The 22,846-nt window shown below is 71.5% G+C and carries 20 protein-coding genes; 16 read left to right on the top strand and 4 right to left on the bottom strand.

The window, feature by feature from the left end:
* The first annotated feature begins 5 nt into the window (after positions 1–5).
* From ACWDEW_RS35415 to metK, 11 genes are all read left to right on the top strand, one after another.
* Positions 6–1,292 carry a dihydroorotase gene (locus tag ACWDEW_RS35415; RefSeq protein ID WP_450518440.1) on the top strand — a complete coding sequence of 429 codons (1,287 nt, stop codon included), beginning with the start codon at positions 6–8 and terminating at the stop codon, positions 1,290–1,292.
* Entirely contained in the window at positions 1,289–1,873 is a 585-nt protein-coding gene (locus ACWDEW_RS35410) for a PH-like domain-containing protein (protein WP_450518438.1), read from the top strand. Before ACWDEW_RS35415 ends, ACWDEW_RS35410 begins: the two co-directional genes overlap by 4 nt.
* A complete protein-coding gene (carA, locus tag ACWDEW_RS35405) occupies positions 1,870–3,012 on the top strand; it encodes a glutamine-hydrolyzing carbamoyl-phosphate synthase small subunit (protein ID WP_450518436.1) in 1,143 nt (380 codons plus the stop codon). The genes ACWDEW_RS35410 and carA overlap by 4 nt, the downstream gene beginning before the upstream one ends.
* Entirely contained in the window at positions 3,005–6,313 is a 3,309-nt protein-coding gene (carB, locus tag ACWDEW_RS35400; protein ID WP_450518434.1) for a carbamoyl-phosphate synthase large subunit, read from the top strand. Before carA ends, carB begins: the two co-directional genes overlap by 8 nt.
* Positions 6,314–6,365: 52 nt before the next feature.
* Positions 6,366–7,475, top strand: coding sequence for a quinone-dependent dihydroorotate dehydrogenase (locus ACWDEW_RS35395; RefSeq protein WP_450518432.1), 1,110 nt, complete (start codon positions 6,366–6,368; stop codon positions 7,473–7,475).
* A complete protein-coding gene (gene pyrF, locus ACWDEW_RS35390; protein ID WP_450518430.1) occupies positions 7,472–8,317 on the top strand; it encodes an orotidine-5'-phosphate decarboxylase in 846 nt (281 codons plus the stop codon). The genes ACWDEW_RS35395 and pyrF overlap by 4 nt, the downstream gene beginning before the upstream one ends.
* A gap of 289 nt (positions 8,318–8,606) precedes the next feature.
* Positions 8,607–8,930, top strand: a complete 324-nt coding sequence (locus ACWDEW_RS35385; protein WP_019059734.1) for an integration host factor — start codon at positions 8,607–8,609, stop codon at positions 8,928–8,930.
* Positions 8,931–8,967: 37 nt separating this feature from the next.
* On the top strand, positions 8,968–9,525 hold the full coding sequence (gene gmk / locus ACWDEW_RS35380; protein ID WP_450518427.1) for a guanylate kinase: 558 nt from the start codon (positions 8,968–8,970) through the stop codon (positions 9,523–9,525).
* 40 nt (positions 9,526–9,565) lie between these two features.
* Positions 9,566–9,838, top strand: a complete 273-nt coding sequence (gene rpoZ / locus ACWDEW_RS35375) for a DNA-directed RNA polymerase subunit omega (protein WP_019059732.1) — start codon at positions 9,566–9,568, stop codon at positions 9,836–9,838.
* A gap of 88 nt (positions 9,839–9,926) precedes the next feature.
* Positions 9,927–11,129, top strand: a complete 1,203-nt coding sequence (gene coaBC / locus ACWDEW_RS35370) for a bifunctional phosphopantothenoylcysteine decarboxylase/phosphopantothenate--cysteine ligase CoaBC (protein ID WP_450518425.1) — start codon at positions 9,927–9,929, stop codon at positions 11,127–11,129.
* A gap of 239 nt (positions 11,130–11,368) precedes the next feature.
* Complete coding sequence (gene metK, locus ACWDEW_RS35365; RefSeq protein WP_019066406.1) at positions 11,369–12,577, top strand: methionine adenosyltransferase; 1,209 nt, start codon at positions 11,369–11,371, stop codon at positions 12,575–12,577.
* Positions 12,578–12,647: 70 nt separating this feature from the next.
* Here metK and ACWDEW_RS35360 read toward each other — a convergent pair whose 3' ends face one another.
* Together ACWDEW_RS35360 and ACWDEW_RS35355 are read right to left on the bottom strand one after the other, a co-directional pair.
* Positions 12,648–13,400, bottom strand: coding sequence for an ABC transporter permease (locus ACWDEW_RS35360; protein WP_450518423.1), 753 nt, complete (start codon positions 13,398–13,400; stop codon positions 12,648–12,650).
* The gene (locus ACWDEW_RS35355; protein ID WP_450518421.1) at positions 13,390–14,304 is read right to left on the bottom strand and encodes an ABC transporter ATP-binding protein; all 915 of its coding nucleotides are present in this window, start codon (positions 14,302–14,304) and stop codon (positions 13,390–13,392) included. The genes ACWDEW_RS35360 and ACWDEW_RS35355 overlap by 11 nt, the downstream gene beginning before the upstream one ends.
* A gap of 107 nt (positions 14,305–14,411) precedes the next feature.
* Here ACWDEW_RS35355 and ACWDEW_RS35350 point away from each other — a divergent pair, with 107 nt between their 5' ends.
* Complete coding sequence (locus ACWDEW_RS35350; protein ID WP_450518419.1) at positions 14,412–14,912, top strand: TetR/AcrR family transcriptional regulator; 501 nt, start codon at positions 14,412–14,414, stop codon at positions 14,910–14,912.
* 31 nt (positions 14,913–14,943) lie between these two features.
* Entirely contained in the window at positions 14,944–17,121 is a 2,178-nt protein-coding gene (locus ACWDEW_RS35345; protein WP_450518417.1) for a primosomal protein N', read from the top strand.
* Between the two features lie 448 nt (positions 17,122–17,569).
* Here the strand turns inward: ACWDEW_RS35345 and ACWDEW_RS35340 are convergent, their stop codons facing one another.
* Positions 17,570–18,121: a hypothetical protein gene (locus ACWDEW_RS35340; RefSeq protein WP_450518415.1), complete on the bottom strand. Its 552-nt coding sequence runs from the start codon at positions 18,119–18,121 to the stop codon at positions 17,570–17,572.
* A 255-nt stretch (positions 18,122–18,376) separates the two neighbouring features.
* On the opposite strand from ACWDEW_RS35340, the gene fmt reads away from it, so the two are divergent.
* Positions 18,377–19,318: a methionyl-tRNA formyltransferase gene (fmt, locus tag ACWDEW_RS35335; protein ID WP_450518413.1), complete on the top strand. Its 942-nt coding sequence runs from the start codon at positions 18,377–18,379 to the stop codon at positions 19,316–19,318.
* 75 nt (positions 19,319–19,393) lie between these two features.
* Positions 19,394–20,812, top strand: a complete 1,419-nt coding sequence (locus tag ACWDEW_RS35330; RefSeq protein WP_450518411.1) for an RsmB/NOP family class I SAM-dependent RNA methyltransferase — start codon at positions 19,394–19,396, stop codon at positions 20,810–20,812.
* A gap of 8 nt (positions 20,813–20,820) precedes the next feature.
* On the opposite strand, the gene ACWDEW_RS35325 is transcribed toward ACWDEW_RS35330, so the two are convergent.
* The gene (locus ACWDEW_RS35325; RefSeq protein WP_450518409.1) at positions 20,821–21,987 is read right to left on the bottom strand and encodes an alpha-hydroxy-acid oxidizing protein; all 1,167 of its coding nucleotides are present in this window, start codon (positions 21,985–21,987) and stop codon (positions 20,821–20,823) included.
* A gap of 124 nt (positions 21,988–22,111) precedes the next feature.
* On the opposite strand from ACWDEW_RS35325, the gene rpe reads away from it, so the two are divergent.
* Entirely contained in the window at positions 22,112–22,798 is a 687-nt protein-coding gene (gene rpe / locus ACWDEW_RS35320) for a ribulose-phosphate 3-epimerase (protein WP_359614082.1), read from the top strand.
* Positions 22,799–22,846 lie beyond the last annotated feature (48 nt).

Genomic DNA, 22,846 nt, shown 5'->3' with positions numbered 1-22,846 from the left:
GTCACATGAGCAAGATCCTGATCCGTGGTGCGAAGATCCTCGGCGGCGAGCCGCAGGACGTGCTGATCGACGGCGACACGATCTCCGAGGTGGGCGTCGGCCTGAGTGCCGAAGGCGCCGAGGTCGTCGAGGCCGGGGGAAAGATCCTCCTGCCCGGTCTCGTCGACCTGCACACCCACCTCCGCGAGCCCGGCCGCGAGGACTCCGAGACCGTCCTGACCGGCACGCGGGCCGCCGCCAGCGGTGGTTACACGGCCGTCTTCGCCATGGCCAACACCTTCCCCGTGGCCGACACCGCCGGTGTCGTCGAACAGGTCTACCGGCTCGGCCGGGAGCACGGCTACTGCGACGTGCAGCCCATCGGCGCCGTCACCGTCGGCCTGGAGGGCAAGAAGCTCGCCGAGCTCGGCGCGATGCACGAGTCGGCCGCCGGGGTCACCGTCTTCTCCGACGACGGCAAGTGCGTCGACGACGCGGTGATCATGCGCCGCGCGCTGGAGTACGTGAAGGCCTTCGGCGGAGTCGTGGCCCAGCACGCCCAGGAGCCGCGCCTCACCGAGGGCGCCCAGATGAACGAGGGCGTCGTCTCCGCCGAACTCGGGCTCGGGGGCTGGCCGGCGGTGGCCGAAGAATCGATCATCGCCCGGGATGTCCTGCTCGCCGAGCACGTCGGTTCCCGCGTCCACATCTGCCACCTCTCGACCGCCGGGTCCGTCGAGATCGTCCGCTGGGCCAAGTCCCGGGGCATCGACGTGACCGCCGAGGTCACCCCGCACCACCTCCTCCTCACGGATGAGCTGGTGCGCTCCTACAACCCGGTCTACAAGGTCAACCCGCCGCTGCGCACCGAGCGCGATGTCCTCGCCCTGCGCGAGGCGCTCGCCGACGGCACGATCGACATCGTCGCCACCGACCACGCCCCGCACCCGCACGAGGACAAGGACTGCGAGTGGGCCGCCGCCGCCATGGGGATGGTCGGCCTGGAGACCGCGTTGTCAGTGGTGCAGGAGACCATGGTGGACACCGGGCTCCTCACCTGGGCCGGGGTCGCCGAGCGCATGTCCGCCAAGCCCGCCGAGATCGGGCGGGCGGTGAGCCACGGCCGTCCCGTCTCGGCTGGTGAGCCCGCCAACCTCACGCTCGTCGACACGGAATACCGTGGGTCGGTGGACCCCGCGGGCTTCGCATCGCGCAGTCGCAACACCCCGTACGAGGGGCGTGAGCTGCCGGGCCGTGTGACGCACACCTGGCTCCGGGGCAAGGCCACCCTCGTCGACGGGAAGCTCACGTGACACCACTGCAACTGACCCACCTCGCGGCCGGGGAGAAGTCCGCCCCGGTGACCGACTGGGCCGCGCGTATCGGCTGGCTCGTGGGCCTCGCCCTGTTCATCGCGCTCGTCTACTGGCTGATGCGCGAGGGCTGGAAGTGGCGTGGCACGCTCCAGGGCGACCTGCCCGAGCTGCCCACGTCGCCGGAAGAGCCCGGCGAGGTGAAACTGACGATGAGCGGCCGCTACCACGGCTCCACCACCGCCGGGCAGTGGCTCGACCGCATCGTGGCGCACGGCCTGGGCACCCGCAGCCGGGTCGAGCTCACGCTGACGGACGCGGGACTGGACGTCGTACGGCCCGGAGCCACCGACTTCTTCATCCCGGCCGGGGCACTGCGCGAGGCCCTGCTCGGCAAGGGCATCGCCGGGAAGGTGCTCAGCGAGGGCGGTCTGCTGGTCGTGACGTGGGCGCACGGCGACCGGCTGATCGACTCCGGGTTCAGGTCCGACGTCGCGGCCGAGCACGGCGAGTGGGTCGACACCCTGAACAGCATGATCAACAAGAGTCTCGAAACGACCGACACGGAAGGCGCACGATGACCACCTCCACCAGGGGAGCCGACAAGGTTCCCGCCGTACTCGTCCTGGAGGACGGCCAGATCTTCCGCGGCCGTGCCTACGGGTCCGTGGGGGTGACCTTCGGCGAGGCCGTGTTCTCCACCGGCATGACCGGCTACCAGGAGACCCTGACCGACCCGTCGTACCACCGCCAGGTCGTCGTGATGACCGCCCCGCACGTCGGCAACACCGGCGTCAACGACGAGGACCCCGAGTCGGCCCGCATCTGGGTCGCCGGTTACGTCGTGCGCGACCCCGCGCGCGTGCCCTCCAACTGGCGCTCCCGCCGCTCCCTCGACGAGGAACTGCGCAACCAGGGCGTCGTCGGGATCTCCGGCATCGACACGCGCGCGTTGACCCGCCATCTGCGCGAGCGCGGCGCCATGCGCGTCGGCATCTTCTCCGGCAACGCGCTGCCCGACGACGGGACCATGCTGGCCGAGGTGCGCCAGGCCCCCGAGATGGCGGGCGCGGACCTCTCGGCGGAGGTCGCCACCAAGGAGACGTACGTCGTCCCCGCGATCGGTGAGAAGAAGTACACCGTCGCCGCCGTCGACCTCGGCATCAAGGGCATGACCCCGCACCGCATGGCCGAGCGCGGCATCGAGGTGCACGTACTCCCGGCCACCGCGACCGTCGAGGACGTCTACGCCGTCCAGCCCGACGGCGTGTTCTTCTCCAACGGCCCGGGCGACCCCGCCACCGCCGACCACCCGGTCGCCGTCATGCAGGCCGTCCTGGAGCGCGGCACCCCGCTCTTCGGCATCTGCTTCGGCAACCAGATCCTCGGCCGCGCGCTCGGCTTCGGCACGTACAAGCTGAAGTACGGCCACCGGGGCATCAACCAGCCCGTGCAGGACCGTACGACGGGCAAGGTCGAGGTCACCGCGCACAACCACGGCTTCGCCGTCGACGCGCCCCTCGACAAGGTCTCCGAGACCCCCTACGGCCGCGCCGAGGTCTCCCACGTCTGCCTGAACGACCAGGTCGTCGAGGGGCTGCGGCTGCTCGACCGGCCGGCCTTCAGCGTCCAGTACCACCCGGAAGCGGCAGCGGGCCCGCACGACGCCGCCTACCTGTTCGACCGCTTCGTATCCCTGATGGAGGGCCAGCGTGCCTAAGCGCTCCGATATCCAGTCCGTCCTGGTCATCGGCTCCGGCCCGATCGTCATCGGCCAGGCCGCCGAGTTCGACTACTCCGGCACCCAGGCCTGCCGCATCCTGCGCGCCGAGGGTCTCCGCGTCATCCTGGTCAACTCCAACCCGGCGACGATCATGACCGACCCGGAGATCGCCGACGCCACCTACGTCGAGCCGATCACCCCGGACTTCGTCGAGAAGATCATCGCCAAGGAGCGCCCGGACGCCCTGCTGCCCACCCTGGGCGGTCAGACGGCGCTCAACACCGCCATCTCGCTGCACGAGGCGGGCACCCTGGAGAAGTACGGCGTCGAGCTGATCGGCGCCAACGTCGAGGCCATCAACAAGGGCGAGGACCGCGACCTCTTCAAGGGCGTCGTCGAGGCCGTCCGCCAGAAGATCGGCTACGGCGAGTCCGCCCGCTCGGTGATCTGCCACTCCATGGACGACGTCATCCAGGGCGTCGAGACGCTCGGCGGCTACCCGGTCGTCGTCCGCCCCTCCTTCACCATGGGCGGCGCGGGCTCCGGCTTCGCGCACGACGAGGAGGAGCTGCGCCGCATCGCCGGCCAGGGCCTCACCCTGTCTCCCACCACCGAGGTCCTCCTGGAGGAGTCCATCCTCGGCTGGAAGGAGTACGAGCTGGAGCTGATGCGCGACAAGCACGACAACGTCGTGGTCGTCTGCTCCATCGAGAACTTCGACCCCATGGGCGTGCACACCGGCGACTCGATCACCGTCGCCCCGGCGATGACGCTGACCGACCGCGAGTACCAGGTGCTGCGTGACGTGGGCATCGCGATCATCCGCGAGGTCGGTGTCGACACCGGCGGCTGCAACATCCAGTTCGCGATCGACCCGGTCGACGGCCGCGTCATCGTCATCGAGATGAACCCGCGCGTGTCCCGCTCCTCGGCGCTGGCCTCCAAGGCGACCGGCTTCCCGATCGCCAAGATCGCGGCCAAGCTGGCCGTCGGCTACACGCTCGACGAGATCCCGAACGACATCACGCGTGAGACCCCGGCCTCCTTCGAGCCGACTCTCGACTACGTGGTCGTCAAGGCCCCGCGCTTCGCCTTCGAGAAGTTCCCGCAGGCCGACTCCACGCTGACCACGACGATGAAGTCGGTCGGCGAGGCCATGGCCATCGGCCGGAACTTCACCGAGGCCTTCCAGAAGGCGCTGCGCTCCCTGGAGAAGAAGGGCAGCCAGTTCACGTTCGTCGGCGAGCCCGGTGACAAGACCCAGCTCCTCGAAGAGGCCGTACGGCCCACCGACGGCCGGATCAACACCGTCATGCAGGCCATCCGCGCGGGCGCCACCCAGGAGGAGGTCTTCGCGTACACGAAGATCGACCCCTGGTTCGTCGACCAGCTCTTCCTGATCAAGGAGATCGCGGACGAGCTGGCCGCCGCCCCCAAGCTGGACCCGGACCTGCTCGCCGAGGCCAAGCGACACGGCTTCTCCGACCAGCAGATCGGTGAGATCCGCGGTCTGCGCGAGGACGTCGTCCGCGAGGTCCGGCACGCGCTCGGCATCCGCCCGGTCTACAAGACGGTCGACACCTGCGCCGCCGAGTTCGCCGCGAAGACCCCGTACTTCTACTCGTCCTACGACGAGGAGAACGAGGTCGCCCCGCGCGAGAAGCCCGCGGTCATCATCCTGGGGTCGGGCCCCAACCGCATCGGCCAGGGCATCGAGTTCGACTACTCCTGCGTCCACGCCTCCTTCGCGCTCAGCGACGCCGGCTACGAGACCGTGATGGTCAACTGCAACCCCGAGACCGTCTCCACGGACTACGACACCTCCGACCGCCTGTACTTCGAGCCGCTCACGCTCGAAGACGTGCTGGAGATCGTCCACGCGGAGTCCCTGGCCGGGCCGATCGCCGGTGTGATCGTGCAGCTCGGCGGTCAGACCCCGCTGGGCCTGGCGCAGGCCCTCAAGGACAACGGCGTCCCGGTCGTCGGCACGCCCCCGGAGGCGATCCACGCCGCCGAGGACCGCGGCGCCTTCGGCCAGGTCCTCGCGGAGGCGGGCCTCCCGGCCCCCAAGCACGGCACGGCGACCACCTTCGTCGGCGCCAAGGCCATCGCCGACGAGATCGGCTACCCGGTCCTCGTCCGCCCCTCGTACGTCCTCGGCGGACGCGGCATGGAGATCGTCTACGACGAGACCCGCCTGGAGTCCTACATCGCCGAGTCCACCGAGATCAGCCCCTCGCGGCCGGTCCTGGTCGACCGCTTCCTGGACGACGCGATCGAGATCGACGTCGACGCGCTCTACGACGGCCACGAGCTCTACCTCGGCGGCGTCATGGAGCACATCGAGGAGGCCGGCATCCACTCCGGCGACTCGGCCTGCGCCCTGCCGCCGATCACGCTGGGCGGCTTCGACATCAAGCGCCTGCGGGCGTCAACGGAGGCCATCGCCAAGGGGGTTGGCGTCCGCGGACTGATCAACATCCAGTTCGCGCTGGCCGGCGACATCCTCTACGTCCTGGAGGCCAACCCGCGCGCGTCCCGCACGGTCCCCTTCACCTCGAAGGCGACCGCCGTGCCGCTCGCGAAGGCCGCCGCCCGCATCTCGCTGGGTGCGACGGTCGCCGAGCTGCGGGCCGAGGGCCTGCTGCCGGCCAACGGCGACGGCGGCACGCTGCCGCTCGACGCGCCGATCTCCGTCAAGGAGGCCGTCATGCCGTGGTCGCGCTTCCGCGACATCCACGGCCGCGGCGTCGACACCGTCCTCGGCCCGGAGATGCGCTCCACCGGCGAGGTCATGGGCATCGACTCCGTCTTCGGTACGGCGTACGCCAAGTCCCAGGCCGGCGCCTACGGCCCGCTGCCCACCAAGGGCCGTGCCTTCATCTCGGTCGCCAACCGGGACAAGCGCTCGATGATCTTCCCGGCGCGTGAACTGGTCGCCCACGGCTTCGAGTTGCTCGCCACCTCCGGCACCGCCGAGGTCCTCAGGCGCAACGGCCTCAACGCGACGGTCGTCCGCAAGCAGTCCGAGGGCGTCGGCCCGAACGGCGAGAAGACCATCGTCCAGCTCATCCACGACGGCGAGGTCGACCTCATCGTCAACACCCCGTACGGCACCGGGGGCCGCCTCGACGGCTACGAGATCCGTACGGCGGCCGTGGCACGGTCGGTCCCGTGCCTCACGACGGTCCAGGCGCTCGCCGCCGCCGTCCAGGGCATCGATGCCCTCAACCACGGTGACGTGGGCGTGCGTTCACTCCAGGAACACGCCCAGCACCTGACCGCGGCCCGCGACTAGCAGCCGAAGAGGGGGACACCGGAAACGGTGTCCCCCTCTTCGTGAGGACACCATGTACAAGATCTTCTTCAACCTCGTCTTCAAACGGATGGACCCGGAGCAGGCGCACCACCTCGCCTTCCGCTGGATCCGGCTCGCCGTCCGCATCCCCGTACTGCGCACCTTCGTCGCCGCCGCCCTCGCGCCCCGGTTCGAGGAGCTGCGGACGGAGGCCTTCGGGCTGCGGATGCACGGCCCGTTCGGGCTCGCCGCCGGCTTCGACAAGAACGCGGTCGCCGTCGACGGGATGTCGATGCTCGGCTTCGACCACGTCGAGATCGGCACGGTCACGGGGGAGCCCCAGCCCGGCAACCCCAAGAAGCGGCTGTTCCGCCTTGTGCCGGACCGGGCGCTCATCAACCGCATGGGCTTCAACAACGAGGGCTCCGCGGCCGTGGCGGCCCGCCTTGCGGCTCGCGAGGCGGTCTTCAGGACCGTCGTGGGCGTCAACATCGGCAAGACCAAGGTCGTACCCGAGGAGGAGGCCGTCGGCGACTACGTGAAGTCGACCGAACGGCTCGCCCGGCACGCCGACTATCTCGTCGTCAACGTGTCGTCGCCCAACACGCCCGGGCTGCGCAACCTCCAGGCGACCGAGGCGCTGCGCCCGCTGCTGACCGCCGTCCGTGAGGCCGCCGACCGCGCGGTGACCGACCGCCATGTCCCGCTCCTGGTCAAGATCGCCCCGGACCTCGCGAACGAGGACGTGGACGCCGTCGCCGACCTCGCGGTGGAACTCGGCCTGGACGGGATCATCGCCACGAACACCACCATCGCGCGCGAGGGCCTCGGTTTGAAATCCGAACCCTCCCTCGTCAAGGAGACCGGCGGACTGTCCGGGGCCCCTCTGAAGGCCCGCTCCCTGGAGGTACTGCGCCGCCTCTACGCGCGCGTGGGCGACCGCATCACCCTCGTGGGCGTCGGCGGCATCGAGGACGCCGAGGACGCCTGGCAGCGCATCCTCGCGGGCGCCACGCTCGTGCAGGGCTACAGCGCCTTCGTCTACGAAGGGCCCTTCTGGGGCCGAGCCATCCACAAGGGCCTCGCCGCGCGCCTGCGCACGAGCCCCTACGCCACCCTCGCCGACGCGGTCGGCGCCGACGCAAGGAAGCAACCGGTATGAGCCCCCTCGAACCCTTCGGCGCACGTCTCCGCTCGGCCATGGACGAGCGCGGCCCGCTCTGCGTCGGCATCGACCCGCACGCCTCCCTGCTCACCGAGTGGGGCCTGAACGACGACATCGCCGGACTGGAGCGGTTCAGCCGCACGGTCGTCGAGGCGCTCGCCGACCGGGTCGCCGTCCTCAAGCCGCAGAGCGCCTTCTTCGAACGCTTCGGCTCGCGCGGGATCGCCGTCCTGGAGAAGTCCGTCGAGGAGGCCCGCGCGGCCGGCGCGCTGGTCGTGATGGACGCCAAGCGCGGCGACATCGGCTCGACCATGGCGGCGTACGCCGAGTCGTTCCTCCGGAAGGACTCCCCGCTGTTCTCCGACGCGCTGACCGTGTCGCCGTACCTCGGCTACGGCTCGCTCGCCCCGGCGGTCGCACTGGCCCGGGAGAGCGGCGCGGGCCTCTTCGTGCTCGCGCTGACCTCCAACCCGGAGGGCGGCGAGGTGCAGCACGCGGTCCGCGCGGACGGCCGGAACGTCGGAGCGACCATGCTGGCCCACCTGGCCGCAGAGAACGCGGGGGAGGAGCCGCTGGGGTCCTTCGGGGCCGTCGTCGGCGCCACCCTGGGCGACCTGTCGTCGTACGACCTAGCGGTCAACGGTCCGATTCTCGCGCCCGGCATCGGGGCCCAGGGAGCCACTCCGGCCGATCTTCCCGGGGTTTTCGGGTCGGTGCTGCGCAATGTCGTCCCGAACGTGAGCCGGGGTGTTCTACGTCACGGTCCCGACGTGGGAGCGCTTCAGGCGGCCTCGGATCGCTTCGCGGAGGAGATCCGCGTCGCCTTTGCGACCGTCTGAGGTGTTCGAACGGGTCGATCGAGTCCTCCGATGAGTGGCTCGACGACCTGCTCCGGAGCGACTTGAGTCTGAATACATCCTCAAATCCGGGGCATTATGTCGGAAATGTCCGGCCTGGCGCAGGCTGACCAGGACTTTTCCTCTGTTCTCGCTGACTCTGGCGTCCCTGGCCGCTAGTCTCCGAGCAGAGTCAACGGGCAAGCGTGTTGCTCGTAGCTCCCCAGGTGTGGGGCGACTAGGTTCCTCACCGGTCCGTATCCGACAGTTCGACATCCGAGGTGACGTAGGCGTGGCTCTTCCGCCCCTTACCCCTGAACAGCGCGCAGCCGCGCTCGAAAAGGCCGCCGCGGCTCGCCGGGAGCGGGCCGAGGTCAAGAATCGACTCAAGCACTCCGGCGCCTCCCTGCATGACGTCATCAAGCAGGGCCAGGAGAACGACGTCATCGGCAAGATGAAGGTCTCCGCCCTGCTTGAGTCCCTGCCCGGCGTGGGCAAGGTCCGCGCCAAGCAGATCATGGAGCGACTCGGCATCTCCGAGAGCCGCCGAGTACGTGGCCTCGGCTCCAACCAGATCGCCTCCCTGGAGCGTGAGTTCGGCAGCACCGGCTCGTGAGTCCCGGGCACCCCGGGATTGCTGGAATAATCGCTGCATGAGTGAACGTCCGCGGCTGACCGTGCTCTCCGGCCCCTCAGGGGTCGGCAAGAGCACGGTCGTCGCCCATATGCGCAAGGAACACCCCGAGGTCTGGCTCTCGGTGTCGGCGACGACCCGCAGGCCCCGCCCCGGTGAGAAGCACGGGGTCCACTACTTCTTCGTCACCGACGAGGAGATGGACAAGCTGATCGCCAACGGCGAGCTGCTGGAGTGGGCCGAGTTCGCCGGCAACCGCTACGGCACCCCGCGCACGGCCGTGCTGGAGCACTTGGAGTCCGGCGTGCCGGTGCTGCTGGAGATCGACCTCCAGGGTGCCCGGCAGGTCCGCGAGTCCATGTCGGAGGCCCACTCGGTGTTCCTGGCTCCCCCCTCCTGGGAGGAGCTCGTGCGCAGGCTCACCGGGCGGGGCACCGAGCCGCCCGAGGTGATCGAGCGCCGCCTGGACGCGGCGAAGGTCGAACTGGCGGCGGAGCCCGAGTTCGACGCGACCCTGGTCAACACCTCCGTCGAGGACGTGGCGCGCGAGCTGCTAGCCTTGATGGAAGTTGTGTGATCGTTTTTCCGATCTCATCCCATCTTTCGGAAGGCAGAGCGTGTCCTCTTCCATCACCGCTCCCGAGGGCATCATCAACCCTCCGATCGACGAGCTCCTCGAGGCCACCGACTCGAAGTACAGCCTCGTGATCTACGCCGCCAAGCGCGCCCGTCAGATCAACGCGTACTACTCGCAGCTCGGCGAGGGCCTGCTGGAGTACGTCGGTCCGCTCGTCGACACCCACGTCCACGAGAAGCCGCTCTCCATCGCCCTGCGCGAGATCAACGCGGGTCTGCTGACCTCCGAGGCCGTCGAGGGCCCCGCGACCTGAGCAACTGAGCTTTGTCCACAGGCCCGGCAGCGACTGTCGGGCCTGTGGTGTGTCATGGGTACGTACGTTTCCGAACCCGGGGAGAGACGTGGACAAGCCGAAGGTCGTTCTGGGAGTCAGTGGTGGCATCGCCGCGTACAAGGCGTGCGAGCTGCTGCGCAGACTGACGGAGTCGGGCCATGACGTCCGCGTCGTTCCCACCGCGTCCGCCCTGCACTTCGTCGGCGCCGCCACCTGGTCCGCGCTCTCCGGGCACCCCGTCTCGACCGAGGTGTGGGACGACGTCCACGAGGTCCCGCACGTGCGCATCGGCCAGAGCGCCGACCTGGTGGTCGTGGCCCCGGCCACGGCGGACATGCTCGCGAAGGCTGCCCACGGCCTGGCCGACGACCTCCTCACGAACACCCTCCTCACCGCCCGCTGTCCCGTCGTCTTCGCGCCCGCGATGCACACGGAGATGTGGGAACACCCGGCCACCCAGGAGAACGTGGCGACACTGCGCCGCCGCGGTGCCCTGGTGATCGAACCGGCGGTCGGCAGACTCACGGGTGTCGACACCGGCAAGGGCCGGCTGCCCGACCCCGCCGAGATCTTCGAGGTCTGCCGCCGGGTGCTCGCGCGGGGCGTCACCGAACCCGACCTCAAGGGCCGGCACGTGGTCGTCAGCGCCGGCGGCACCCGCGAGCCCCTCGACCCGGTCCGCTTCCTCGGCAACCGCTCCTCCGGCAAGCAGGGCTACGCCCTCGCGCGCACCGCCGCCGCCCGGGGCGCCCGGGTCACCCTGCTCGCGGCGAACACGGGACTGCCGGACCCGGCGGGCGTCGACGTCGTCCCGGTCGGGACCGCCGTACAGCTGCGGGAGGCGGTGCTGAAGGCCGCCGCGGACGCCGACGCGGTCGTCATGGCCGCCGCGGTCGCCGACTTCCGCCCGGCCGAGTACGCGACCGGGAAGATCAAGAAGAAGGACGACAAGGACCCGGAGCCCGTCGTCCTGGTGCGGAATCCGGACATCCTCGCGGAGATCTCCGCCGACCGGGCCCGCCCCGGACAGGTGGTCGTCGGATTCGCCGCCGAGACGGACGACGTCCTCGCCAACGGCCGCACCAAACTGGCACGCAAGGGGTGCGACTTGCTGGTGGTGAACGAGGTGGGCGAGCGCAAGACCTTCGGTTCCGAGGAGAACGAGGCGGTCGTGCTGGGTGCCGACGGCAGCGAGACCGCGGTGCCCCACGGCCCGAAGGAAGCCCTGGCCGAGACCGTGTGGGACCTGGTCGCACAGCGTCTTGCCTGATGTGTTTCAGCCATCTGACAGTTCGCTGAAACCTGACATTCGCGCGTGGCGGCTCTGGCCAACGGCACTCGGCATTCGGCAAAATGCGCGTGCCGCAGGTCACAGCACTTCCCGAGAGACGAGACGGGGGGACCGTCTGTCGACCGCGACCGATAAACTGTTCTCGGACGACGTCGGGCGCAGCTCCCGTCCCGTCCGCCAATGATCAGCCAGCAGCCGCTGCAACCTCAGGGAGCGTTGTGTCCCGTCGTCTTTTCACCTCGGAGTCCGTGACCGAAGGTCACCCCGACAAGATCGCTGACCAGATCAGCGACACCATTCTCGATGCGCTTCTGCGGGAGGACCCGACTTCCCGGGTCGCCGTCGAGACGCTGATCACGACCGGCCTGGTGCACGTGGCCGGTGAGGTCACCACCAAGACCTACGCGCCCATCGCGCAGCTCGTCCGCGACAAGATCCTGGAGATCGGCTACGACTCCTCCAAGAAGGGCTTCGACGGCGCCTCCTGCGGCGTCTCGGTGTCCATCGGCGCGCAGTCCCCGGACATCGCGCAGGGTGTCGACACGGCGTACGAGAACCGTGTCGAGGGCGACGACGACGAGCTCGACAAGCAGGGCGCGGGCGACCAGGGCCTGATGTTCGGCTACGCGACGGACGAGACGCCGACGCTGATGCCGCTCCCGATCTTCCTGGCGCACCGCCTCGCCAAGCGCCTCTCGGAGGTCCGCAAGAACGGGACCATCCCGTACCTGCGCCCCGACGGCAAGACCCAGGTCACCATCGAGTACGACGGCGACAAGGCCGTCCGCCTCGACACGGTCGTCGTCTCCTCGCAGCACGCGTCCGACATCGACCTGGAGTCGCTGCTCGCCCCCGACATCCGCGAGTTCGTGGTCGAGGCCGAGCTGAAGGCGCTCCTGGACGAGGGCATCAAGCTCGACACCGACGGCTACCGCCTGCTCGTGAACCCGACCGGCCGCTTCGAGATCGGCGGCCCGATGGGCGACGCCGGCCTCACCGGCCGTAAGATCATCATCGACACCTACGGCGGCATGGCCCGCCACGGCGGCGGCGCCTTCTCGGGCAAGGACCCGTCCAAGGTCGACCGCTCCGCCGCGTACGCGATGCGCTGGGTCGCGAAGAACGTCGTCGCCGCGGGCCTCGCCTCGCGCTGCGAGGTCCAGGTCGCGTACGCGATCGGCAAGGCCGAGCCGGTGGGCCTCTTCGTCGAGACCTTCGGCACCGCCAAGGTGGACACCGACCGCATCGAGAAGGCGATCGACGAGGTCTTCGACCTCCGCCCGGCCGCCATCATCCGCGACCTCGACCTGCTGCGCCCGATCTACGCCCAGACCGCCGCGTACGGCCACTTCGGCCGTGAGATCCCCGACTTCACGTGGGAGCGCACGGACCGCGTGGACGCGCTGCGGAAGGCTGCGGGGCTTTAAGCAGCGATTGCCGTTGCGAGGCCCGGTTTCCCTTGGGGGAGCCGGGCCTCGGCGTTTCCCGACGACGGGATCAGCGACGGGACCCGCGGGCCGTCACCAGAAGGGCCGCCGCCGTGATGGCCGCGATCACCGCTGTCGCGTGTGCGTAGGCGCGGGGGTCGCCGGTGACGGCTGCCTGGAAGCCGTGCAGGGCCCAGTAGCCCGGGGTCGCGGGGGCCACCGTGGAGACCCAGTGGGGGAGGACGGCGAGGGGGACCAGGCAGCCGCTGAGGCAGGTGATCGTGAGGGCGCCGATGTCGGAGGCGGCGGCCAACTGGCCCTGGCTGCGGGCGTGGACGCCGAGGGCGAGGCCGCAGGAGGTGACGCAGGCCGCCCAGAGGAGGGCCAGGAGCGGGAGGCGCCAGGTGCCGGCCGTGAGGGGGAAGCCGAAGGTCGCGGTCGCGAAGAGGAAGAGCGCCGCCTGCTGGAGCAGGAACAGCGCCATCAGTGGCAGGGCCTTGCCGGTCAGGATTGTCGTGGGACTCGCGGGGCTTGAGCGCAGGCGGTCCCAGGTGTGCCAGGTGCGTTCGGAGAGCAGGAGTTGGCCGGCCACGTCCAGGGCGAGCAGGGTGAACATCACCGCGATGCCGGGGGCGGCCTGGACGATGGCCGGTACGGCGGGGGTGGCCAGGCGGTCGTAGACCGGGTGGAGCACGCTCAGCAACACCAGGGACATGACCGTGTAGGCGAGCGGGGTTCCCGGGTCCCGGACCAGCAGGACGAGGGTGTGGCGGGTCACGGCCCAGGTGCGGCGGGCCGTGGTCGGGGCGGGTTCAGGCCGCATGGTGGGTCTCCGCGGGGAGTCGGTCGGCGGCCAGGCTTCGGTAGAGGTCGTCGAGGGAGGGCTCGCGGACGGCGGCCGAGCGGACCCGGGTGGTGTCGGGGCCAAGGTCGCGGAGGAGCCGGGCCAGGGCCTGCGCCGGGTCGGCGGTGGTGAAACGCAGTTCCCCGGGGGCAGCCGAGGTCTGGGCGAGGTGGTCGGGTACGGGGCCGGTGAACGTCACGGTGACCTCGCCGGGCAGGCCGTCCAGGAGGTCGGCGCGGTCGCCGCGGGCGATCACCCGGCCGGCCGCGGCCACCGCGAGGGTGGCGCCCAATTCCTCCAACTCCGGCAGGTAGTGCGTGGTGTAGCAGATCGCGGCGCCTTCGTCGGCGCGGGTCCTGACGAGTCGTAGCAGCGCTTCGCGGGTGGTGGGGTCGGCGCCGACGGTGGGCTCGTCGAGCAGCAGCACGCGGGGCCGGGGCAGCAGGACGGTGGCCGCCTGGGCGCGGCGCTGCTGGCCGCCGGAGAGTGCCGCGATCGGTCGGTCGAGAACGTCGGTGAGGGCCAACTCCTCGGCTACGGCGGCCAGTTCGCTGCGCAGTTCGGCACGGCGCAGGCCGGCCAGGCCACCGAAGAGGCGGAGGTTCTGGCGCAGGGTGGCGGTGGGGTAGAGGGCCAACTCCTGGGGCGCCAGGCCGATCAGGGTGCGTGCGGAACGCGGGGCCGTGGCGAGATCCGCTCCCGCGACGAGGACCGAGCCCGCGTCGGGCCGCTCCAGGCCGGCGACGATGCGGGCGAACGTCGTCTTGCCCGCGCCGTTGTGGCCGATCAGGCCGCAGATCTCGCCGGGCTCGATCCGCAGGTCGAAGCCGTCCAGGGCCTGGACGGGGCCCCACCGTTTGCGCAGGCCGCTGACGGTCAGCATGGCCACTCCCTCGGTCCAGTCGATATATACAACGTATACGTATACTGTGTATACGTAGCTTCGAGGGAGGATGTCAAGTGACGCCACGGCGGATCAGTCGTGATCAAGTGCTCGACGTGACATGGGAGTTGGCGACCCGGAAAGGGCTGTCGGCGGTCACCATGCGGGCCGTCGCGCAGGAACTCGACGTGAACCCGATGACCCTCTACCGGCACGTCGGAGACAAGCAGGGACTCCTCGACGGCCTGGTCGAGCGATTGCTGCTGGAGATCGAAGTGCCCGGTCCCGGACTCGACTGGCGCGAGCAACTGCGCCTGCTGGCACGCAACATGCGGGCCACCGCCCGACGCCACCCCGACCTGTTCCTGCTTCTCTTCCAACGGCCGGCCGTGACCCCGGAGGCAGTGGGGCCGCGCAACGCGGTCTACGGCGCCCTGCGCGCCGCCGGTCTCCAGGAGGACCGGATTCCGCGGGCCGAGCGGCTGCTGTCCACGTTCATGCTCGGGTTCGCCGCCTCGGAGGCGGGCGGACGCTTCCGGGACGGCGATCCGGACGCGGACATGGCCTACGCGGAGCGCCTCGTCGTACGGCTTCTCGCCGAGGCCTAGACGGCCGGGCGGGGACGGCGGTCGTCGGGCGATGTCAGTCGCGTTTGGTAAGAATGCAGGCGTGAGCAGCGCGGACGGGGAACGGGACGGCGGGGCGGAGGGTGCGCCGCCCGAGCAGCTTGCGCTGATTCGGGAGAGTGTGCGGCAGGCGAAGGGGCCGAGGGCGAAGCCGCGGACGTGGCGGGGGGCCGCGCTGGCCGGGGAGTTGCCCGTCGCGCGGGTGCTGGTCGACAAGGGGGTGCTGCATCTCGACCGGTACTTCGACTACGCCGTGCCCGCGGAGCTCGACGCCGACGCGCAGCCCGGGGTGCGGGTGCGGGTGCGGTTCGGGGCCGGGCGGCACCGGGTGCGGGACGGGCGGCGCGAGGGCGGCGGGCTGATCGACGGGTTCCTCGTCGAGCGGCTGGCCGAGTCCGACTACTCCGGGCCGCTTGCCGCGCTGGCTCAGGTGGTGTCGCCCGAGCCGGTGTTGAGTGAGGAGTTGCTCGGGCTCGCGAGGGCTGTTGCCGATCGGTACGCCGGGAGTCTCGCCGATGTGCTGCAGCTGGCCGTGCCGCCGCGCAGCGCGCGGGCCGAACAGAAGCCCTCGCCCGCGCCGTTGCCGCCGCCGGGGGTTCCGGACGCGGGGTCCTGGGGGCGGTACGAGCGGGGGGCCGGGTTTCTGGAGGCGCTGGCCTCGGGGGGTGCGCCGCGGGCCGTGTGGAACGCGTTGCCGGGGCCCGAGTGGAGCGAGGAGGTCGCGCGGGCCGTCGCCGCGACGCTCGCCTCCGGACGCGGGGCGCTCGTCGTCGTACCGGACGGGCGGGCCGCCGGGCGGGTCGACGCCGCGTTGACGGCACTGTTGGGTGAGGGGCGGCATGCGCTGCTCACCGCCGACGCCGGGCCCGAGAAGCGGTATCGGCAGTGGCTGGCCGTGCGGCGGGGGGCTGTACGGGCGGTCGTCGGGACGCGGGCGGCGATGTTCGCGCCGGTTCAGGACCTGGGACTTGTCGTGATCTGGGACGACGGGGACGACAGCCACAGCGAGCTGCACGCGCCGCAGCCGCATGCGCGGGAGGTGCTGCTGCTGCGCGCCGCGCTGGACAAGTGCGGGTTTCTGCTGGGGAGTTGGAGCTGCACGGTGGAGGCGGCGCAGCTGGTTGAGAGCGGGTGGGCGCGGCCGTTGGTCGCCTCGCGCGACCAGGTGCGGGTGGCCGCTCCGCTCGTACGGACCGTGGGGGACGGGGACCTCGCGCGGGACGAGGCCGCCCGCGCCGCCCGGCTGCCGACGCTCGCCTGGCAGGCGGTGCGGGAGGGGCTGAAGCACGGGCCCGTGCTGGTGCAGGTGCCCCGGCGGGGGTATGTGCCGCGGATGGCGTGCGCGCAGTGCCGGGCCGCCGCGCGGTGCCGGCACTGCGCCGGGCCGTTGGAGGCGCAGGACGCTGGGGTGCTGCGGTGCGGGTGGTGCGGGGTCGAGGAGAACTCCTGGCACTGTCCCGAGTGCGGGGGGTTCCGGTTGCGGGCCCAGGTCGTGGGGGCACGGCGGACCGCGGAGGAGTTGGGACGGGCGTTTCCCGCGGTGCCGGTGCGGACGTCCGGGCGGGAACAGGTGCTCGACACGGTGCCGGGGACTCCCGCGCTGGTCGTGAGTACGCCGGGGGCCGAGCCGGTTGCCGAGGGCGGGTATGCGGCGGCGCTGCTGCTGGACGGGTGGGCGATGCTCGGGCGGCCCGATCTGCGGGCCGGAGAGGATGCGTTGCGGCGGTGGATCGCGGCGAGTTCGCTGGTACGGCCGCAGGGGGTTGGGGGGACGGTCGTTGTCGTGGCCGAGCCCACCTTGCGGCCTGTGCAGGCGCTGGTGCGGTGGGATCCCGTGGGGCATGCGGTGCGGGAGCTGGCCGAGCGGGCGGAGTTGGGGTTTCCGCCGGTGTCCCGGATGGCTGCGGTGGCCGGGGCGGCGGAGGCTGTGGCGGAGTTTCTTGCGGCTGCTGAACTGCCGCCGGATGCCGAGGTGTTGGGGCCGGTGCCGGTGCCGGTCGTGTCGCCCGGGGGGCCTCGGCGGGTCGGGGGGCCGGCTGTGGGGGAGCGGTGGGAGCGGGCGTTGATTCGGGTGCGGCCGGGGAGTGGGGGGGCGTTGGCTGCGGCGTTGAAGGGGGCGCAGGCTGCTCGGATGGCTCGGGGTGGGGGGGATGTGGTGCGGGTGCGTGTTGATCCGCCGGATATCGGGTGAGGGGCCTCGGCCTTCGCCCTCGGATTCTTCTCCCACCCGCGCACCGCCCGTTTACGGTCGGTCGAGAGGCTGGGGTTTCCTGTGGGGGTTCTCGCCGTTGGCCTCCGGCGCTCCGGCGCTCCGGCGCTCCGGCGCTCCGGCGCTCCGGCGCTCCGGCGCTCCGGACTTTCCGGCCTTCCGAGCGTCCGCCCGGCCCTCCGCCGGCCGAACCTCCGCCCGGCCGTGGGCCTGGCCGTGCGTCCGGCGTCCGCCCGCCCCCTCCCTCCGCCCGCCCGTGCGTCTGGCGTCCGCCCGCCCCGCCCCGCCCCTCCGCCCACCCGTGCGCCCGGCCGTGCGTCCACCCGTCCCCCCGACCCTCCGTCCGCCCAACCCTCCGTCCACCCATGCCCCCGGCATGCAGCTGCCTCCCGGTTGTCGTCCGGGAGGCAGGCAAGGTTCGGTCGTCGGGTCAGCCGTTGCGCGGGCCCGGGAAGGCTGTGGGCCTGGCCTCGTCGCGGAGGGTGGGGCTGCCGGCTGTGGGCTGGGTCGGCATGGAGCGGGCGGCGGGGACAGTCGGCATGGTCGGCATCGGGGGGAGGCCCGTGTTCACCGTGACCGGGCGGGCGGTCGCCGCCTCCGTCGTGCGTTCGGCGTCGGCCGCAGCCTGGGTCGCGGCGCGGCGGGCGCCGTAGCGGCGGTGGACCGCCTGCTTGGTGACTCCGAGGGCCGAGCCGACCGCGTCCCACGAGAAACCGAGCGAGCGGTCGAAGTCCACGGCGGCCGTGACCAGGGTCTCGACACTGTCCCGCAACTCCTGCGCGAGACGGACCGTCGGGGCGGGAGCACGCCCGTAGACGACGAAGCCCGTGGACGGGCCGGAGCGGCGCGGACGGTAGACGTTGCCCAGCTGGGCGGTGAGCGTGCGCAGTGCGTCCACCTGCCGGCGGACCCGCTCGATGTCCCGCACCAGCAAGTGCAGGCTGGCCCGAGCCTGGGCGTCGTGGGTTGCGTGGTCGGCCATGAACAAGCCTCTCGAACCGGCGTTGAAAAGGATCGGGCCGCGTGAATGCGGCCCATAGTGGTCAACTCTTTCTTGACCAACGCGTGTGCGCTCCGCTGGTCACGCAACGGGGGCGTAAGGGCATATGCGTACGCCCCCGGTGGACCGGTGCGCGCTGCGGGCGTCCGAGCGTCCGCCGACGTGGGCCCCTGGGGCCGCGCGCCATAGACTGGTGCGCTGCCCGCACACTCCCGCCCGAGAGGCCCGAACGCACCCATGAAGCTCGTCTTCGCCGGTACCCCCGAGGTCGCCGTTCCCGCACTGGACGCCCTGATCGCCTCCGGGCGGCACGAGGTGGCCGCCGTCGTCACGCGGCCCGACGCGCCGGCCGGGCGTGGGCGCAGGCTGGTGGCGAGTCCCGTCGCCGAGCGGGCCGAGGAGGCGGGCATCGAGGTGCTGAAGCCCGTCAAGCCGCGCGACCCGGAGTTCCTGGAGCGGCTGCGCGAGATCGCGCCCGACTGCTGCCCCGTCGTCGCCTACGGCGCCCTGCTGCCCCGGGTCGCCCTCGACATCCCGGCCCACGGCTGGGTCAACCTGCACTTCTCGCTGCTCCCCGCCTGGCGCGGCGCCGCCCCCGTGCAGCACTCCATCATGTCCGGCGACGAGATCACCGGCGCCTCCACCTTCCTGATCGAGGAGGGACTCGACTCCGGGCCCGTCTACGGCACCGTCACCGAGGAGATCCGCCCCACCGACACCAGCGGCGACCTGCTGACCCGGCTCGCGTTCGCCGGCTCGGGCCTGCTCGCGGCGACCATGGACGGCATCGAGGACGGCACCCTGAAGGCCGTACCGCAGTCGGGTGAGGGCATCACCCTCGCTCCGAAGATCAACGTCGAGGACGCGCAGGTGGATTGGGCGGCTCCGGCGCTGCGGGTGGACCGGGTGGTGCGCGGGTGCACGCCCGCGCCCGGTGCCTGGACCGGGTTCCGGGGCGAGCGGCTGAAACTCATCCAGGCCGTGCCCGTGCCGGAGCGGACCGACCTCGCGCCCGGTGAGCTCTCCGTGGGCAAGAACAACGTGTACGTGGGCACCGGGTCGTACGCCGTCGAGCTGCTGTGGGTGCAGGCGCAGGGCAAGAAGCCGATGCGGGCGGCGGACTGGGCGCGCGGGGCGCGGATCGGGGCGGGGGAGACGGTCGGGACCCTCGCCGGGTGACGTTCCGCGCGCGGTCGGGCCGGTGCGACGTAGGCTGGAGGCACATCTCGGCCAGAAATCCGGAGCACCTTTTTCGTGAGCGAGCAGTCCCCGCGACCCCGTAAGCCCGGCAAGCCCTACCGCCGGCCGCAGAAGGACCCCGTCCGCATCCTCGCCTTCGAGGCGCTGAGGGCCGTCGACGAGCGGGACGCGTACGCCAACCTCGTGCTGCCGCCGCTGCTCCGGAAGGCGCGCGACAAGGGCGGCTTCGACGCCCGGGACGCGGCCCTCGCCACCGAGCTGGTCTACGGGACGCTGCGCCGGCAGGGGACGTACGACGCGATCATCGCCTCGTGCGTCGACCGGCCGCTGCGTGAGGTCGACCCGCCCGTGCTGGACGTGCTGAGCCTCGGGGTGCACCAGCTGCTCGGGACGCGGATCCCGACCCATGCCGCCGTGTCCGCCTCCGTCGAACTCGCCCGGGTCGTCCTCGGCGACGGGCGGGCCAAGTTCGTCAACGCCGTGCTGCGGAAGGTCGCGCAGGACGACTTCGACACGTGGGTCGAACGGGTCGCGCCGCCCTACGACGACGATCCCGAGGACAACCTCGCCATCGTGCACTCGCACCCGCGCTGGGTCGTCTCCGCGCTGTGGGACTCGCTCGGCGGCCCCCGTGCCGGGATCGAGGACCTGCTGGAGGCCGACAACGAACGGCCCGAGGTGACCCTCGTGGCCAGGCCCGGCCGGTCCACCACCGACGAGCTGCTGCGCGAGGAGGCCGCGCTGCCGGGGCGCTGGTCGCCGTATGCCGTGCGCCTCAGTGAGGGCGGCGAGCCCGGGGCCGTGGCGGCCGTGAAGGAGGGCCGGGCGGGGGTGCAGGACGAGGGCAGTCAGCTGGTCGCCCTCGCGCTGGCCAACGCGCCGCTCGACGGGCCGGACGAGAGGTGGCTCGACGGGTGTGCCGGCCCCGGCGGCAAGGCCGCGCTGCTCGCCGCCGTGGCCGCCGAGCGCGGGGCGACGCTCCTCGCCTCCGAGAAGCAGCCGCACCGCGCGGGCCTGGTGGCGAAGGCGCTCGCCGGGAACCCCGGGCCGTACCAGGTCATCGCCGCCGACGGGACCCGGCCGCCGTGGCGGCCCGACAGCTTCGACCGGGTCCTGATGGACGTGCCGTGCACCGGGCTCGGCGCGCTTCGCCGCCGCCCCGAGGCCCGCTGGCGGCGCCGGCCCGAGGACCTCGACGGCTTCGCGCCCCTGCAGCGCGGGCTGCTGCGCACCGCGCTGGAATCCGTGCGCGTCGGCGGTGTCGTCGGCTACGCGACCTGCTCACCGCACCTCGCCGAGACCCGGGCAGTCGTCGACGACCTCCTCAAGCAGTACCCGCACACCGAACTGATCGACGCCCGCCCACTCCTCCCCGGCGTCCCCGCCCTCGGCGACGGCCCCGACGTACAGCTGTGGCCGCATCTGCACGGGACCGACGCGATGTATCTGGCGCTGATTCGCAGGACCGGGTGACCTGAGGGTCACAGGACGCGCCGCAGTGCCTCCCGCGTGAGGTCCGCCGGTGTCGGATAGCCGTCGACCGCCATGATCAGGTCGGTCTCCGCGAGGAGTGAGCGCAGGACGTGGACGATGCCGTCCGTGCCGCCGAGGGCGAGGCCGTAGGCGTACGGGCGGCTGATGCCGACGGCGGTGGCGCCGAGGGCGATCGCCTTGACGATGTCGGCGCCGCTGCGGATGCCGGAGTCGAAGAGGACCGGGAGGCCGTCTGCGGCCTCGACCACGGCCGGGAGGGCGTCGAGGGCGGGGAGGCCGCCGTTGGCCTGGCGGCCGCCGTGGTTGGAGCAGTAGACGGCGTCCACGCCCCCGTCCCTGGCCCGGCGCACGTCCTCGGGGTGGCAGACGCCCTTGATGATCAGGGGGAGGTCCGTGAGAGAGCGCAGCCAGGGGAGGTCGTCCCAGGTGAGGGGGTTGCCGAAGAGCTGCGTCCAGAGGAGGACCGCGGACTGGGGGTCCTCCTCCGGGGTGCGGGTCAGGCGGGACCTGAAGACCGGGTCGCTCGTGTAGTTGGCCAGGCAATGGCCGCGTAGTTGGGGGAAGTTGGCCGTGGACAGGTCGCGGGGGCGCCAGCCGGTGATCCAGGTGTCCAGGGTGACCACGATGCCCTTGTAGCCGGCCTGTTCGGCGCGGTGGACGAGACTCGCGGCGAGGTCCTTGTCCGTGGGGGTGTAGAGCTGGAAGAAGCCCGGGGTCTCCCCGAACTCGCTCGCGACCTCCTCCAGCGAGTCGACCGTGAGCGTGGACGCGACCATCGGCACGCCGGTTCGGGCGGCGGCCCGCGCGGTCGCCAGGTCGCCGTGCCCGTCCTGGGCGCAGAGGCCGATGACACCGATGGGCGCCATGAAGACGGGGGAGGGCAGCTTCAGCCCGAACAGGTCGACGGACAGGTCGCGTTGGGCCGCGCCGACGAACATCCGGGGGACCAGGCCCCAGTGGTCGAAGGCGGTCACGTTGGCGCGCTGGGTGCGTTCGTCGCCGGCGCCGCCCGCGACGTAGGACCACACGGAGGGCGGGAGTGCCGCGCTCGCCCTCTCCTCCAGTTCCGCGAAAGCCATCGGGTAGGACGGCACGATGCCGCCGAGCCCGTTGAAGTAGATCTCGTTCTGATAGGAGCCGAACGGCTGTCCCATGCCATCTCCCTCTTCGCTCAGGGAGGGATTCTCGCAGCGGGTGCGGCGACCCCGTACCCGCACCCCGCCTCCTCCGCCACCGACCGATGCCGCTAACCCCCGCGGGACATGGCAGGCTTGGGGCATGGCCGTGCAGATCAACCCCAGCATCCTGTCCGCCGACTTCGCCCGCCTCGCCGAGGAGGCCAAGGCGGTCGAGGGCGCCGACTGGCTCCACGTCGACGTCATGGACAACCACTTCGTCCCGAACCTCACGCTCGGCGTGCCGGTCGTAGAGTCGCTGGCGCGGGCGACGGACACCCCGCTGGACTGCCATCTGATGATCGAGGACGCCGATCGCTGGGCCCCCCAGTACGTCGAGGCGGGTGCCTCCTCCGTCACCTTCCACGTCGAGGCCGCCGCCGCCCCCGTGCGGCTCGCCCGTGAGATTCGGGCCAAGGGCGCCCGCGCCTCCATGGCACTCAAGCCGGCGACGCCCATCGAGCCGTACGAGGACCTGCTTCCCGAGCTGGACATGCTGCTGATCATGACGGTGGAGCCGGGCTTCGGTGGCCAGTCGTTCCTCGACATCATGCTGCCGAAGATCCGCCGTACCCGTGAGCTGATCAGGAAGCACGGACTGGAGCTGTGGCTGCAGGTCGACGGCGGGGTTTCGGCCTCGACGATCGAGCGCTGCGCGGAGGCCGGCGCCGATGTGTTCGTCGCCGGTTCGGCGGTCTACGGGGCATCCGACCCGGCCGCGGCGGTACGTGCATTGCGCACGCAGGCGGAAGGGGTCGTGAGCAAGGCATCCTGGGCGTGCGACCACTGAGCGGCAGGTATGTGAACGGCGGCCATCGAGGCTGATCAACAGCGCCGG

This window comes from Streptomyces sp. NPDC001100, assembly GCF_053598575.1.
The sequence above is the reverse complement of the archived record's forward strand: the minus strand, read 5'-3'. Positions and strand labels throughout refer to the sequence as shown.